Source organism: Arthrobacter sp. EPSL27, assembly GCF_001512305.1.
Taxonomy (GTDB): Bacteria; Actinomycetota; Actinomycetes; order Actinomycetales; family Micrococcaceae; genus Arthrobacter.
The window spans coordinates 35,117-49,023 of record NZ_LNUT01000004.1; the positions used below are offsets into that span (position 1 = coordinate 35,117).

The window sequence follows — 13,907 nt, forward strand, 5'->3', positions numbered from 1 at the left end:
GGGATTCATGGGCGGTAAGTGACCCCGCGTTGCCTGGTACCGGCTGGCGGTGGGCGTTAGCCAAAGTACTTCGGCAGGGTGCCCTCGTGGGCTTCGCGGAGCGCCGCGAGGTCCATGGTCTCGACGCCCGTGATTTCCAGCGTGCCGCTTTCGGCGTCCACCACGCCGATCCGGGCGTGTGCGAAGCCGCGTGCGGTGCACATGTCCGTGAACCGGATCTCCTCGGAGCGGGGCACGGACACGATCGCGCGGCCCTGCGTCTCGGAGAACAGTGCCGTGAACAGGTCCACCCCGTCGCGGTCCAGGACGTCCTGGAGCGCGATCCGGGCCCCCACGCCGTAGCGCAGCGAGGACTCCACGAGCGCCGCCGCGAGGCCGCCTTCGGAGAGGTCGTGCGCGGCGTCCACCATACCGTCGCGGGAGGCGTTGATCAGGATTTCACCCAGCGCGCGTTCGGCGGCGAGGTCAACCTTCGGCGGCAGGCCGCCGAGGTGTCCGCGCATGTTGGACCATTCCGAGCCGTCCAGTTCCGCCGCCGTGGTGCCGAGCAGGTAGATGGCCTGGCCGTCTTCCTTCCAGCCCGACGGCGTGCGGCGTGCGACGTCGTCGAACTTGCCCAGCACGGCCACAACGGGGGAGGGGTGGATGGGCGTGGTGCCGGTCTGGTTGTACAGCGAGACGTTGCCGCCGGTGACCGGGATGCCGAGCACCATGCAGGCGTCCGACAGGCCGCGGATGGCCTCGGCGAGCTGCCACATGACATCCGGATCCTCGGGGGAGCCGAAGTTCAGGCAGTCGCTGACGGCCATGGGCACGGCGCCCGAGGTGGCCACGTTGCGGTACGCCTCGGCGAGGGCCAGCTGCGCGCCGTGGTACGGATCGAGGTAGGTGTAGCGGCCGTTCGCGTCGGTGGCCAGGGCCACGCCCAGGCCGGTTTCCTCATCCACGCGGACCACGCCGGCGTCGTCCGGGAACGCCATGGCGGTGTTGCCGCCGACGTACCGGTCGTACTGCTGCGTGATCCAGGCCTTGCTGCACATGTTCGGGGAAGCGACGAGCTCGGTGACGGCGGCGGCCAGTTCCGCGGGGGCGGAGGGACGGCCGGCGTCCTGCACGGAGCCCGTGAACGAGTCCGCCTGGACGGCGTCCTGCCACTCGGGACGGGCGTACGGGCGGTCGTAGACCGGGCCGTCGTGAGCCACGGTGCGCGGGTCGACGTCGACAATGACTTCGCCTTCCCACGTGATGATCAGGCGGCCGGTGTCGGTCACCTCGCCCAGCCAGGAGTATTCCACGGCCCACTTGTCCATGACCGCTTCAAACGCGGCGATGTTCTCCGGGGTGACCACGGCCATCATGCGTTCCTGCGACTCGGACATCAGGATTTCGCCCGGGGTCAGGGTGGGGTCGCGGAGCAGCACCGAGGTCAGCTCGACCTGCATGCCGCCGTCGCCGTTGGAGGCGAGCTCGGACGTGGCGCAGGAAATCCCCGCGGCGCCGAGGTCCTGGATGCCTTCCACCAGGGAGCCCTTGAACAGCTCAAGGCAGCACTCGATCAAGACCTTCTCGGCGAAGGGGTCGCCCACCTGGACGGCGGGGCGTTTGGACGGCTTGGTGTCGTCGAAGGACTCCGAGGCCAGCACGGATGCGCCGCCGATGCCGTCGCCGCCGGTGCGGGCGCCGAACAGGACCACCTTGTTGCCCTTGCCGGAGGCGTTGGCGAGGCGGATGTCCTCGTGGCGCATGACGCCGACCGCGAGGGCGTTGACCAGCGGGTTGCCCTGGTAGACGGAGTCGAAGACCATTTCGCCGCCGATGTTCGGCAGGCCGAGTGAGTTGCCATAGCCGCCGATGCCGGCCACCGCGCCGTGCATCACACGGGCCGTATCCGGGTGGTCAATCGCGCCGAAGCGCAGCGGGTCCATGACCGCCACCGGGCGGGCGCCCATGGAGATGATGTCGCGGACAATGCCGCCGATGCCGGTCGCGGCACCCTGGTACGGCTCCACGAACGACGGCGAGTTGTGCGACTCGATCTTGAAGGTCACGGCCCAGCCGTCGCCCAGGTTGGTGACACCGGCGTTTTCGCCGATGCCCACGAGCATGTCCTTCTTCATCTCGGCGGTGACCTTTTCGCCGAACTGGCGCAGGTGGTTCTTGGAGGACTTGTAGGAGCAGTGCTCGCTCCACATCACGGAGTACATGGCCAGCTCCGCGCCGGTGGGGCGGCGGCCCAGGACCTTGACCACCTCGTCGAACTCGTTCTGCTTCAGGCCCAGCTCGGCCCAGGGCAGCTCCACGTCCGGGGTCTTGGCCGCGTTCTCGACGGTGTCGATGTTGAACTTCTTGGTCTCGGCGGCGGTTCCCGCCGTCAGGCCGGTGGTCGTCTCCGTCATTTGTTGTCTCCCACGATCTTGTTCAGGACAGAGGTGAAGAAGCCAAGGCCTTCGGTGCCGGAGCCTTCCTCGGGGCCGAAGCCCGCCTCCACGGCATGCTCGGGGTGCGGCATGAGCCCCACCACGTTGCCGGCGGCGTTGGAGATGCCGGCGATGTCGCGGCGGGAGCCGTTCGGGTTGAAGCCGACGTAGCGGAACACCACGCGGCCCTCCGCCTCCAGGGCGTCGAGGGTCTTCTCGTCCGCGATGTACTGGCCGTCCTGGTTCTTCAGCGGCACCGTGATTTCCTGGCCCGCAGCGTAGTCGCGGGTCCAGTCCGTGGTGTTGTTCTCCACGCGCAGCACTTGGTCGCGGCACATGAATTTCAGGTGGTCGTTCTTGATCATCGAGCCCGGCAGCAGGTGCGACTCGGTGAGGATCTGGAAGCCGTTGCAGATGCCGAGGACAGGCAGCCTGGCCTCGGAATTGGCGGCGTCGATGATCTTCGACATCAGCGGCGCGAACCGCGAGATGGCGCCGGCGCGGAGGTAGTCGCCGTAGGAAAAGCCGCCGGGGATCACGACGGCGTCGACGTCGCCCAGGGTGGTGTCCGCGTGCCAGAGCGCCACCGGGGTGGCGCCGGCCAGGCGGACCGCACGGACGGCGTCGCGGTCATCCAGGGTGCCGGGGAAGGTGACGACGCCGATTTTCGCACCGTTGAGCTGGCGGAGATCAGAACCGTGGGCCGCGACGGCGACTGCCTCGCCGATCAGGGGGAGTTCAGTCATGTCAGGCCTCGACGACCTCGACGTTGACGACGTCCTCGATGACCGGGTTGGACAGCAGGGTCTCTGCGGCGTTCCGGGCCTGGGCCAGGATCTCCTCGGTCACCTCGCCGTCCACCGTGAGTTCAAAGCGCTTGCCCTGGCGGACAGCGCTGAAAGCGGTGAAGCCCAGCCGGGGCAGTGCACCCACGATGGCCTTCCCCTGCGGGTCGAGAATCTCGGGCTTGGGCATGACGTCGACAACGATCCGGGGCATCCGGCAACTCCTGTGCGTGAGCATTGGGTAAGGGCGCAGCGGAGTGGTGCCGTCTCACGCCGATCCGATGTGGTGAACACAGCGGGAAAGGGCGCTCCGCGAGCTTGCATGCCCATTCTACCGGCCGCGGTGCGTGCCGCCGCATTCGGGCCGGGAGTGTGAACCGGGCCGTCCCGGCTGGAGGGCCGGCGACCGGGGCGCCGCCCCGCGGACGGCGCGGATGTCCCTGATGACCTGCTGCGATGCTATGGCCAGCCCGGTGGCCGGTCAGTAGCATGTGCTTATGGCTGAGAAATCGAAATCCGTGCTTTTGCCCGTTGTAGCCGCCGCGGTTTTCGCCGGCCTCGGGCGGATGGTCCTGCAGAAGATCAAAGCGGACTGCTTGGCCCGGGAGACGAACGTGGCCGGGCCGCTGGATGACAAGACCCGCGCGTGGATCAGCGATGTGGTGAGGACCCCCCGCCAGTAGCGGTCCCGCCGCCCCCAGGCATTTCCCCCGCAGGTCAGGGGCCCTTTGCGGGCCTCTGCTTCCGTGCGCCCGGATCCCGGGGCGCCCCGCCCTGTCGACGGGTGTGACAAGTTTTGATTTCTTCTATGTGTGCTATGTCATATCTGGCTCTCAGTCTGTACTGTATGAATCGGCTGGTATCCGTCGGGGCCGCAAGAGACTCAGCTCTTTCCGTCCTGCCAGTCCTTTGACCCGGCCGGAACGCCGGGACCGTTCCTTATGAAAGGTTCAACCACACGTGAAATCACCAGGAAAGAGCTTCCTTCGAAGCGGGGGACTCCGGAGGGCCGTGGCACTGACCCTGGGCCTGCCGGTTCTCTTGTCAACAGTTGCGATCTCGCCCGCCACCGCGGCACCGGGGTCCACCGTTGCGCAAGTTGCACAGAAGAATCTGGACCCCGGCAACTACCCGGACGGGCGGTACATCGTGCTGCTGGCCGAGAAGCCGGCAGCGAGCTACGAAGGCAGCACGGCAGGTTTTCCGGCCACCAAGCCGGCGGCAGGCAAGAAGCTGGACGCCGGGAAGGCCGAGGTCAAGAAGTACCGGGCCCACCTGGAGAAGAAGCAGGCCGACGTCGCGGGCCAGCAGAATGTCCAGATCCAGCGCCAGTACTCCGCTGCGGTCAACGGCTTCAGCGCCAAGCTCACCTCGGACCAGGCCGTCAAGCTGGCCAAGGATCCCAGCGTCCTGGCGGTTTCCCCGGACACCGAGAACGCCCCGGACTACTCGAGCACCGATTTCCTCAAGCTCAGCGGTGAAAACGGCACCTGGAACACCAAGTTCGGTGGCCAGGACGGCGCCGGCAAGGGCGTCGTCGTCGGCGTCATCGACACCGGCTACACCCCCTCGAGCCCCTTCTTCGCCGGCGAGGAAGTCAAGCCCCTGGTGGGCGCCCCCGTGGTCGGCGAGCCGTACCGGACGGCGGACGGCAAGATCGCGATGCTGAAGTCCGACGGCGACACCTTTATCGGGGAATGCCAGAAAGGCCAGGACTTCGACGGCTCCGCCTGTAACTCCAAGGTCCTCAGCGCGCACTACTTCGCCGACGATTTCCTGGACTTCGTCCCCCCGGAAAACCGCGCCCCGCAGGAACTGCTGTCCCCGGTCGACGTCGACAGCCACGGCACCCACACCGGCAGCACTGCCGTGGGCAACCCCAACGTCGAGACGTTCGTGGACGGCCGCAGCTTCGGCCTGACCAGCGGCATCGCGCCCGCCGCCAAGCTCTCCGTGTACAAGGTCTGCTGGGAAGATACCGACCCCAACACCGGCGGCTGCTACAGCTCCGCGTCCGTCGCCGCCGTCGAGCAGGCACTGGAAGACGGGGTGGATGTGCTGAACTACTCCATCTCCGGCTCCGCGACGTCAGTGATCGACCCCGTGTCGATTGCTTTCCTGAACGCTGCCGCAGCAGGCGTCTTCGTCGCCGCCTCGGCCGGCAACTCGGGCCCCACCGCAAGCACCGTCAACCACGGCGGCCCCTGGGTCACCACGGTTGCGGCCAGCAGCTTCTCCCAGGAGTTGCAGGGCACTGTTGAATTCGCTGACGGCACCAAGTTCCGCGGCGCCAGCATCATGAACAAAGAGGTCAAGGACGCCGGCGTCGTCCTCGCTGCCAACGCGGCCGCGGCGGCGGGCAACCCGAACGCCGCATTGTGCGGCCCGGACACGCTGGACCCCGCCAAGGTGGCCGGCAAGGTTGTTGTCTGCGACCGCGGTGTCTTCGACCGCGTCGCCAAGAGTGCTGAAGTGGCCCGCGGCGGCGGCGTCGGCATGATCCTGGTGAACCTGAGCAGCTCCTCGCTGGACACGGACAAGCACGCCGTCCCCACCGTCCACGTGAACCCGCCGGCAACCGAAGCCATCAAGGCCAAGGTCGCGGCCGAGCCGGGCACCACCGTCTCGCTGGCCAACAAGGACACCACCGGTCTGCCGCTCGAAGCCCAGCCGCAGATTGCCGGGTTCTCCTCCCGCGGCCCGCTGCTGGCCACCGACTCCGACCTGCTGAAGCCTGACGTCGCCGCTCCCGGCGTCGCCGTCCTGGCCGGCGTCTCGCCGATCGGCACCGGAGGCGACGAGTTCGGCTTTATGTCCGGCACCTCCATGGCCGCCCCGCACGTTGCCGGCTACGGCGCGCTGCTCCTGGGCAAGAACCCCACCTGGTCGCCGGCCACCATCAAGTCCGCCATGATGACCACGGCAGGCAACGTGGTCAACGCTGACGGCTCCAAGAACACCGACGTCCACGCCACCGGCGCCGGACAGGTGGACCCGGCACGCATGACCGATCCGGGCCTGGTGTACGACGCGAACCTCCAGGACTACCTGAAGTTCATCCAGGGCACGGGTGTCAACATCGGCCAGGAGTCCAGCACGCTGCCGCGTGACATGAACGTCCCGTCCTTCTCCCTGGGCAACCTTGCCGGCAAAATCACCGTCACCCGCACGCTGACCGCGCTGACTCCGGGTGTCTACAAGGTCAAGGCCAACGTGCCCGGCATCAAGGTCAGCGTGGCCCCGGCCGCACTGAACTTCAAGGCCGCCGGCGAAACGAAAACCTTCAAGGTGAGCTTCGAGAACAAGGGTGCCGCCCTGGGCCAGTTCGCCATGGGTTCCCTGACCTGGGAAGGTGCGGGCAAGACCGTCACCTCGCCCATCTCCGTCCGTCCGCAGTCCGTCGTGGCGCCCAAGAGCGTTGACTTCACTACCGACTCCGGTACGGGCTCCGGCGACATCAACGTGGTCTCCGGCACGGACAAGCCGGTGGACATCACGCTGGATGGTCTGTCCAAGGCCGATTCCGAAGGCATCGAACTGGTTCCGGGGCCGTTTGAGGCCCGTGCCGATGCTTCGACCTTCGTCAAGACGGTCCAGGTCCCGGCCGGTTCCCCGCTTGCCAAGTTCTCGGTCATTTCTTCTGACCCCGCAGCGGACTTCGACATGTGGGTGGTCACCCCCCGGGGTGTCCTGACGGCGGCAACGGCCTCTGCCAGCGAGTCGGTCTCCGTCTCCAACCCGGCGGCCGGTTCGTACACGATCTACGCGAACCTGTATTCAAGCACGGACGGCAAGGCCCGTAAGGCCACCGTTGACGCTGCAGTCCTGGGTTCCAACGAGGACAACGCGACCGTCACGCCGAACCCGCTGGTTCTGCCCAACGGGGACTCCGGCAAGGTCACGGTGAACTGGGACGGTCTGGAGCCGGGCTCCTACATCGGCCGGGTGACCTTTGCCGGGGCAAGCCAGGCGACGTTCGTGAGCGTGCTGGTCAACGCCGCCGGTGAGACTGCGGTGGCTCCGGCCTCGGGCGGGCAGCCCACGTTCCAGAACCCGGAACTGGACCGCCCCAACAACGCCATCTAGGCAGAGTTCCACCTCTCAACACAACGGCAATGGCCGGCGGCTTCCACCGCCGGCCATTGCCGTTTAAGTTGCGGGTCAGGCAGTCCGGCCGCTGCCGGGAAACGCTGCCCGGTGACAAGGCGGCGGCTCAGACCGCGCCCGTGGAACCTGCCACCCCGCCCAGCAGCGGCGCCATGGCCCGCCACCGGGCAATCTCGCAGCCGTCGGTGCGGCTGAAAAGGCTGTTGACGTCTTTGCCCATAAACCGGCCGGTCACAACTGCCACCTGCGGCCCGCCGTACTGCTGGGTGCACATCTTTGGAGGCCCGGGCTTCGGGAAGAAAATGGCCTCCCCGTGCTGGGTCACCGCGGCGAGGGCGGCCGCTGAATCGGGAAGTGTGCACTCCGCGGCGAGGGCGCCGCCGCTGGCAGCCAGCCGGAACACGTGTTCCGGGGCGCCGGGCGCCTCGGTCAGGCGGATTGTCAGATCGATGTCCGGCCCGGCGGGACCGTCAGTGGTGCCGGGACTGTCGGGGGAGGCTGTCATGGCTGTCCTTCCGTGCTGTCGAGGGCCGGCCGCTGATCGGCTGCGGCCTGGAGCAGCGGTGTGAGCTCCCGCAGCAGCCGCTGCCGCAGGACCTGCGATTCGGCGGCAAACGCCCGCTGGTACTCGACGTACGCGGCTTTGCCTTCGGCGGTTTCGATCGGAATGGCCGGATAACCCCAGCCGCTCAGGTCGTAGGGCGAGGCCTGCATGTCCATGGCCCTGATCCGCCAGGACAGCTCGAAGCAGTCCATCACCAGCTCGCTCGGCAGCAGGGGCGCCAGCTTGTACGCCCACTTGTAGAGGTCCATGTTCGCGTGCAGGCAGCCGGGCTGTTCCATGGTGCGCTGGTTCTCGCGGCTCGGCTCCAGGGCGTTGAGGGGCACCGCGTCCGGGGTGTAGAAACGGAAGGCATCGAAGTGCGAGCAGCGGATCCGGTTCTCCTCGACCACTTCGTCCGTCCGCCGGGAGCCAAGCCGCAGCTTCAGGTACTCGTGCCGGAGATCGAACCTGTCCTGCCGGTAGACCATTGCCCATTCGTGCAGCCCGAAGCAGCCGAACTGGGCCGGACGGGCCGCTGTCCCGGCCAGGATGATCCCGGCGAACTGCAGGGCGTCACGGCGGTCACGCAGGAACCCCTCGACGTCGACCGTGACGGCGTCGGTCTCCGCCGGCAGGCCCGCCGCGGCGAGTTCGCCGCCGTCGGCCCTGCGGTAATACTTCCAGCCTGCGCGCTCCGCCGCGGCAGGGCCGGAGAGCACGACGCCGGCACCCGCGTGCCAGCGCTGCAGCTGGCCCGGTTTCTGGGTGTAGTAGGTGAAGAGAAAGTCCTCAACAGGGTGCTTCTTGCCCGCTGACCTCCGGGCGAGATACGGGTCGGCGTAGCCTTTGACGCGCAGGTGGTGGGCGGCCTGGCGGGCAAGCCAGTCGTGCGGTTGGAGGTGCTGCAGCTTAGACAGCTCCGCCGGTGGAGCCAAGGACGTCCTTGGCGGCGTTCCAGAGGGCGATCTCGCAGCCGTCGGTGAGGCTGAAGTTCGTTTCGACCGGCTGCCCGTCCACGACCCCCGTCACGGTGGCCTGCTGCGGGCCGCCGTACTGCATGGTGCAGGCCTGGTCGGTCGGCCGGGGCGCGGGGCTGAGGATGGCGGCGTTGTTCTTCAGGGCAAGGCAGGCCGCGGCGGCGTCGGGGTGCTGGCTCTCATCTGCAGGCGCGCCGTCCACGCACACCAGCGTGAAGTTTTCGGGAGTGCCCGTCTCCGAGGGCTTGACCGAGATGGCGAGCTCGGCGTTGCCCTGTCCGGGACCGGAGGTCACGGGCGCGGCGGACGGGGAGGGGGCAGGAGTCTTCGTTTCGGCGTCCGCTGACGGGGTGCCGGTCGCGGAGGGGCTCTCGGTGCCCGGAGGGGCAGAGGTTGTGGGGGCAGGACCGCCACCCGGCGTGCAGGCGGCCAGCCCGGCCGCCACCATCAGAACAAGTGCCGCGTGGCTCAGTTGCTTGCGCATCAGCTGTCCTCCTGTGTTTTGCCCAGTCTACCGCCGGGAGGCCCCGTCGGGGGCGGTCTTTGTCGCCGCGATCAGGTCCATCATGGCGGCGTGCAGCTGGCTGACCTGTTCGCGGGTCAGGCCCAGCCGGTCCATCATGGTCCCCGGCACGGCCAGGGCCTGCTGCCGGAGCGCGGCTCCCAGCGGAGTGAGTTCCACGGCGAGGGTCCGTTCGTCGCCGGGGACTCGCCGGCGGGTGATGAACCCGGCGGTCTCCAGGCGGCGCAGCAGGGGAGAGATGGTGGCCGGTTCCTGGGCGAGGGCGTCGCTGATGTCCCGGACGGAGCGGGGGCTGGACTCCCAGAGGCACAGCATCACAAGGTACTGGGGGTGGGTGAGCCCGAGCTTGTCCAGCACCGGCTTGTACGCTCCGACCACACTGCGGGATGCCACCGTGAGGGCGAAGCAGAGCTGGTGCTCGAGCAGGAGGTCCTCCTCGGCTTCTTCGGTCACATAAGTCACTGGGCCCTCCCGGAAATAGTTAGTGCACTAATCATTAGCGTACACTGGTGGTATCGTCCCGTACGTATAGGAGTGGGTAGTGATGGCACAGGGAAACACCGAAAACGCCTCGCAGCGGTTTATGCACGCCATGGGCAAGCTGCGCATGATTTTCGGACCGGCCAACCGCAGCTCCCTCGGCCACGAGATGACCGAGCAGAACCGGCAGCTCCTGGCCCAGCGGGAGGCCGAGACGCAGCAGTGGGAAACTCTGCACCGCCCCGACGGCAGCACCTACGTTGTGCCCCGCAACCCCGGGGACAAGTCGCTGCGCTAGTGCCTCAAGGGCGCATTCCGGGCGCCCGGCACCCATGCCTTTTCCCGCCGTCGGGCGTAAAATGGGGGCACTGGCACCAGCCGTAGCACTTAGCCACAGCCGATCCGCGTGGCCCGAGGGCTCGAGAGGGGGTGGGAATTGTGGCACTTGCTCTCAGGAAAGCCGTACTGAGGCAGCACCTGCACCCGACGTCGTGGGCACGCTTCCTTTTCGGCCCTGCGTCGCGGGGTGATACCTCCGCGCCCGTCGTTCACAAGCACGACGACTTCGAGTACGCCTCCGAGGCGGAGCTTGCCGGTTTTGTGGTGGAGACCGACGCCGAGGGGCACCACTATGCGGTCCGGAAGGAAGACCTTCCGAAAGAAGCGGTGTGAAACGCGCCGCGGGGGCGTGGCACCCGCGGGATACGACAAAGGGAGCGGCCGGTGCCGCTCCCTTCGCCAGTTAATCCCTGCTTGCCTTCCTGCCTGACGGCCGGTGGTGGCTCAGCGGCCCGTGCCGCCGTACACCGTCGCCTCGTCCTCGCTGTCGAGGTCAAAGGCCTTGTGGATGGCGCGCACGGCGTCGTCCAGCAGGTCCGCGTGGGTGACAACAGAGATGCGGATCTCCGAGGTGGAGATCATGTTGATGTTGATGCCGGCCTCCGAGAGAGCGGCGAAGAACCGCGCCGAGACGCCCGGGTGGGAGCGCATGCCGGCGCCGATCAGGGAGAGTTTGCCGATCTTTTCGTTGTATTCGATGCTCTCGAAGCCGATCCGGTCTTGGGCGGCGTGCAGCGCCGCCAGGGCGTCGGCGCCCTCGACGATGGGCAGCGTGAAGGAGATGTCCGTCCGGCCGGTGCCGTGGGTGGACACGTTCTGGACGATCATGTCGATGTTCGAGTGCGCGTCAGCGATGACCTGGAAGATCGCGGCAGCCTTGCCGGGGATATCCGGAACCCCGACAACGGTGACCTTGGCCTCGGAACGGTCATGTGCAACGCCGGAGATGATTGGCTGCTCCAAGGCAACTCCCTCTTGGGTTGTGATCTTGTCGTCGGCGCCGGGCAGGACCCAGGTGCCTTCGTTCTGGCTGAATGAGGAACGGACGTGCAGGGGCACCCCGAAGCGGCGCGCGTACTCAACGCAGCGCAGGTGCAGGATCTTGGCGCCTGATGCCGCCAGTTCGAGCATTTCCTCGCTGGAGATCCGGTCGATCTTGCGGGCGGACGGGACAACGCGGGGGTCGGCGGTGTAGATCCCGTCGACGTCCGTGAAGATCTCGCACACATCGGCGTCGAGGGCGGCGGCGAGTGCTACCGCCGTCGTGTCCGAGCCGCCGCGGCCCAGGGTGGTGACTTCGTTGGTGGTGCGGCTCATGCCCTGGAAGCCCGCGACGATCGCAATGTGTCCCTTGTCCAGGGCGGTGCGGATGCGGTGCGGGTCGACGTCGATGATGCGCGCCTTGCCGTGGATGCCGTCGGTGATCATGCCGGCCTGGGAGCCGGTGAACGACTGGGCCGATGCGCCGTACTTGTTGATGGCCATGGCGAGCAGCGCCATGGAAATGCGTTCGCCGGCGGAAAGGAGCATGTCCATTTCCCGGGCCGGGGCGGAGTCGGTGACCTGCGCGGCAAGGTCCAGGAGCTCGTCGGTGGTGTCGCCCATGGCGGAGACCACCACCACCACTTCGTCGCCGGCGTTCTGGGCATCGACGATCCGCCGGGCCACGCGCTTAATGCCCTCCGCGTCCGCCACTGAGGAACCGCCGAACTTCTTCACCACAAGATGCTTCGTGGCGGTGGCGGAGACAGGCAGCTGTGCCGGCTGCGGTCCGGGCTGGACTTCGGTAGTGGGCAAACTCATGCGCGCACCCTCACTGGATCATCGGGGTTCTGGGCCAAGCAACCAAACGGCGCGACGGCGTAACTTCTCAGCCCAGTTTATCGCCGGGGCGGCCCGGTTGCTCAAATGTGACCAAATGCCAGACAATCCGCCCCGGCCGTGCGGGACATGCCCTCCGCCGGAGCCAGCCGCTGGGCATGCTCCCCGGCCGTGCGGGACATGCCCTCCCGCCGTGCTGACGGGTGAGCATAGTGGCATTATGTCCATCGCCCGGCGCGCAGGCTGGGCATGTCCAGTGGGGGATGTGGATCACGACGGCGGGCTGCCGCGGCCTGTGCGGGGCGGCTCAGCCCAGGGCGTTGCGGCGGCCCTCGAAGGCGCGGCCCAGGGTGACCTCGTCGGCGTACTCGAGGTCGCCTCCGACGGGCAGACCCGACGCGAGCCGGGTGACGGCGATGCCGATCGTCTTGAGCATGCGGGCCAGGTAGGTTGCGGTGGCCTCGCCCTCGAGGTTGGGGTCGGTGGCGATAATCACTTCCTGGATGGCGCCGTCGTTGAGCCGGGTGAGGAGTTCGCGGATGCGGAGCTGCTCCGGGCCGACGCCGGCGATGGGATTAATTGCCCCGCCCAGCACGTGATAGCGGCCCCGGAAGGAGCGCGTGCGTTCGACGGCGAGGACATCCTTCGATTCTTCGACGACGCAGATGACGGAGGGGTCCCGGCGCGGGTCGCGGCAGATGTTGCAGAGTTCCTGCTCCGTGACGTTGCCGCACACGGTGCAGAACTTGACCCGCTCCTTGACCGTGGTGATGGCCTCCACCAGCCGCTTCATGTCCTGCGGGTCGGCTTCAAGGATGTGGAAGGCCAGCCGCTGGGCGGACTTCGGCCCGACTCCGGGAAGGCGCCCAAGCTCGTCGATCAGCTCTTGAACTGCACCTTCGTACACAATGTCCTCGTTCGTTGGGGGTGATGGCGGGCCGGGATCCCGGCGGGGTGGTTAGAAGCGCGGCGGCAGCGGGCTGCCGTCCAGCGACCGCTCTTCCACCAGTTTGCCGCCCAGGATCCGTTCGACGGCGGCCCTGCCGAAGACGCCGGATTCCTCGATGGTTTCGTCGTCCGCGCTGGGAATGTCCTGGACGTAGGTCGTGGCTGCCACGGCCCGCGCCGGCGCTTTGGCCCGCCCGGCTTCGGCTTCCGGACTGTTGGACAGCCGCTGGTACAAGCTCTGCCGGCCGGCCGGGTTTGACGTTGCCGGGGCAGCAGGAGCCGGGCTCGCCGCTGCCGGGGCAGCAGGAGCGGGAGCCGGGGCAGCGGCCGGCGCTGCCGCCGGTGCGGGTGCCAGCAGCGTGGCAGGGCCGCCTCCGGCCGATCCGGATGCGGAGCCGGCCGGCACCAGGTCCACGGAGTCGCCCCAGCCATTTGAGGCAGTCCCCACCGGTTCGTAAGCGGTGGAAGCCGGCACGGATGCGGCGTAGTGCGGGACCTGCGCGGCTGCGGGTTCGTAGTGCGGCGGTTCCGGTTCGGGAACCGGGCTGGGTGCCGGAGTGTCCTCGGCCGGGTAGCGCCCGACGTTGGACTCCGTACCGATGGCCCAGATCCCGGGTGCCTCCTCGACAGCACGGGCCCACGGGTCATCAGCGGTCTCCGGTGCCTGGGGAGCCGGGCTGCCGGCCGGGGACTCCTCGGCGGCAGGGCCGGGGCGCGACGGGCCTGCCGTCTGCTGCCGGGCAGGTGCCGGGGCAGCGGCCGGAGGACCCTGGCGGGAGGCGGCGGGGGAGGGCTCCCAGTCCATGGGCGGTTCCTCGTCCAGCGGCGGGGCATCCTCGTCCCGCGGGGCACCCCAGTCGTCGTCCGGGTAGGAGTAGGAGGCGGCGGTGTCGTGGAGCCTGGAGCGGAGGGAAGCGGCGTCTCACTCGGCGTGGCGGTGCCTGGATCAGTCGTTCCGCCAGGTGT

14 protein-coding genes are annotated in these 13,907 nt (G+C 68.0%); 4 read left to right on the top strand and 10 right to left on the bottom strand.

Annotation, left to right across the window (positions count from 1 at the left end):
• Nucleotides 1–56: 56 nt before the first annotated feature.
• Genes purL through purS form a run of 3 tightly spaced genes read right to left on the bottom strand, consistent with a single transcriptional unit; the run spans nucleotide 57 to nucleotide 3,416 of the window.
• The gene (purL, locus tag AR539_RS05020) at nucleotides 57–2,396 is read right to left on the bottom strand and encodes a phosphoribosylformylglycinamidine synthase subunit PurL (protein WP_066433226.1); all 2,340 of its coding nucleotides are present in this window, start codon (nucleotides 2,394–2,396) and stop codon (nucleotides 57–59) included.
• Nucleotides 2,393–3,163 carry a phosphoribosylformylglycinamidine synthase subunit PurQ gene (gene purQ / locus AR539_RS05025; protein WP_066433228.1) on the bottom strand — a complete coding sequence of 257 codons (771 nt, stop codon included), beginning with the start codon at nucleotides 3,161–3,163 and terminating at the stop codon, nucleotides 2,393–2,395. Before purQ ends, purL begins: the two co-directional genes overlap by 4 nt.
• A gap of 1 nt (nucleotide 3,164) precedes the next feature.
• Nucleotides 3,165–3,416 (bottom strand): phosphoribosylformylglycinamidine synthase subunit PurS, encoded by a 252-nt coding sequence (purS, locus tag AR539_RS05030; RefSeq protein ID WP_056427643.1) that lies wholly within the window; start codon nucleotides 3,414–3,416, stop codon nucleotides 3,165–3,167.
• Nucleotides 3,417–3,699: 283 nt separating this feature from the next.
• Between purS and AR539_RS05035 the strand changes: the two genes are divergently transcribed.
• Nucleotides 3,700–3,885, top strand: a complete 186-nt coding sequence (locus tag AR539_RS05035; protein ID WP_066433231.1) for a hypothetical protein — start codon at nucleotides 3,700–3,702, stop codon at nucleotides 3,883–3,885.
• Between the two features lie 328 nt (nucleotides 3,886–4,213).
• The gene (locus AR539_RS05040) at nucleotides 4,214–7,288 is read left to right on the top strand and encodes a S8 family serine peptidase (RefSeq protein WP_231728496.1); all 3,075 of its coding nucleotides are present in this window, start codon (nucleotides 4,214–4,216) and stop codon (nucleotides 7,286–7,288) included.
• Nucleotides 7,289–7,415: 127 nt separating this feature from the next.
• Here the strand turns inward: AR539_RS05040 and AR539_RS05045 are convergent, their stop codons facing one another.
• From AR539_RS05045 to AR539_RS05060, 4 genes are read right to left on the bottom strand one after another with little or no spacing between them, the layout of a single operon-like run.
• A complete protein-coding gene (locus AR539_RS05045) occupies nucleotides 7,416–7,814 on the bottom strand; it encodes a serine protease inhibitor (protein WP_066433233.1) in 399 nt (132 codons plus the stop codon).
• Complete coding sequence (locus tag AR539_RS05050; RefSeq protein WP_066433238.1) at nucleotides 7,811–8,788, bottom strand: 3-methyladenine DNA glycosylase; 978 nt, start codon at nucleotides 8,786–8,788, stop codon at nucleotides 7,811–7,813. The genes AR539_RS05045 and AR539_RS05050 overlap by 4 nt, the downstream gene beginning before the upstream one ends.
• Nucleotides 8,763–9,314 carry an SSI family serine proteinase inhibitor gene (locus AR539_RS05055; protein ID WP_066433240.1) on the bottom strand — a complete coding sequence of 184 codons (552 nt, stop codon included), beginning with the start codon at nucleotides 9,312–9,314 and terminating at the stop codon, nucleotides 8,763–8,765. The genes AR539_RS05050 and AR539_RS05055 overlap by 26 nt, the downstream gene beginning before the upstream one ends.
• A 27-nt stretch (nucleotides 9,315–9,341) precedes the next feature.
• A complete protein-coding gene (locus AR539_RS05060; protein ID WP_066433242.1) occupies nucleotides 9,342–9,815 on the bottom strand; it encodes a MarR family winged helix-turn-helix transcriptional regulator in 474 nt (157 codons plus the stop codon).
• Between the two features lie 82 nt (nucleotides 9,816–9,897).
• Here AR539_RS05060 and AR539_RS05065 point away from each other — a divergent pair, with 82 nt between their 5' ends.
• Entirely contained in the window at nucleotides 9,898–10,131 is a 234-nt protein-coding gene (locus AR539_RS05065) for a hypothetical protein (RefSeq protein WP_066433244.1), read from the top strand.
• A gap of 167 nt (nucleotides 10,132–10,298) precedes the next feature.
• Nucleotides 10,299–10,505, top strand: coding sequence for a hypothetical protein (locus AR539_RS05070; RefSeq protein ID WP_066436070.1), 207 nt, complete (start codon nucleotides 10,299–10,301; stop codon nucleotides 10,503–10,505).
• A 111-nt stretch (nucleotides 10,506–10,616) separates the two neighbouring features.
• Here AR539_RS05070 and AR539_RS05075 read toward each other — a convergent pair whose 3' ends face one another.
• The 3 genes from AR539_RS05075 to AR539_RS05085 all read right to left on the bottom strand — a co-directional run bounded on the left by AR539_RS05075 (nucleotide 10,617) and on the right by AR539_RS05085 (nucleotide 13,746).
• Complete coding sequence (locus tag AR539_RS05075) at nucleotides 10,617–11,975, bottom strand: aspartate kinase (protein ID WP_066433250.1); 1,359 nt, start codon at nucleotides 11,973–11,975, stop codon at nucleotides 10,617–10,619.
• Nucleotides 11,976–12,300: 325 nt separating this feature from the next.
• Nucleotides 12,301–12,900 carry a recombination mediator RecR gene (gene recR / locus AR539_RS05080; protein ID WP_066433252.1) on the bottom strand — a complete coding sequence of 200 codons (600 nt, stop codon included), beginning with the start codon at nucleotides 12,898–12,900 and terminating at the stop codon, nucleotides 12,301–12,303.
• Between the two features lie 51 nt (nucleotides 12,901–12,951).
• Entirely contained in the window at nucleotides 12,952–13,746 is a 795-nt protein-coding gene (locus tag AR539_RS05085; RefSeq protein ID WP_066433254.1) for a hypothetical protein, read from the bottom strand.
• Between the last annotated feature and the right edge of the window lie 161 nt (nucleotides 13,747–13,907).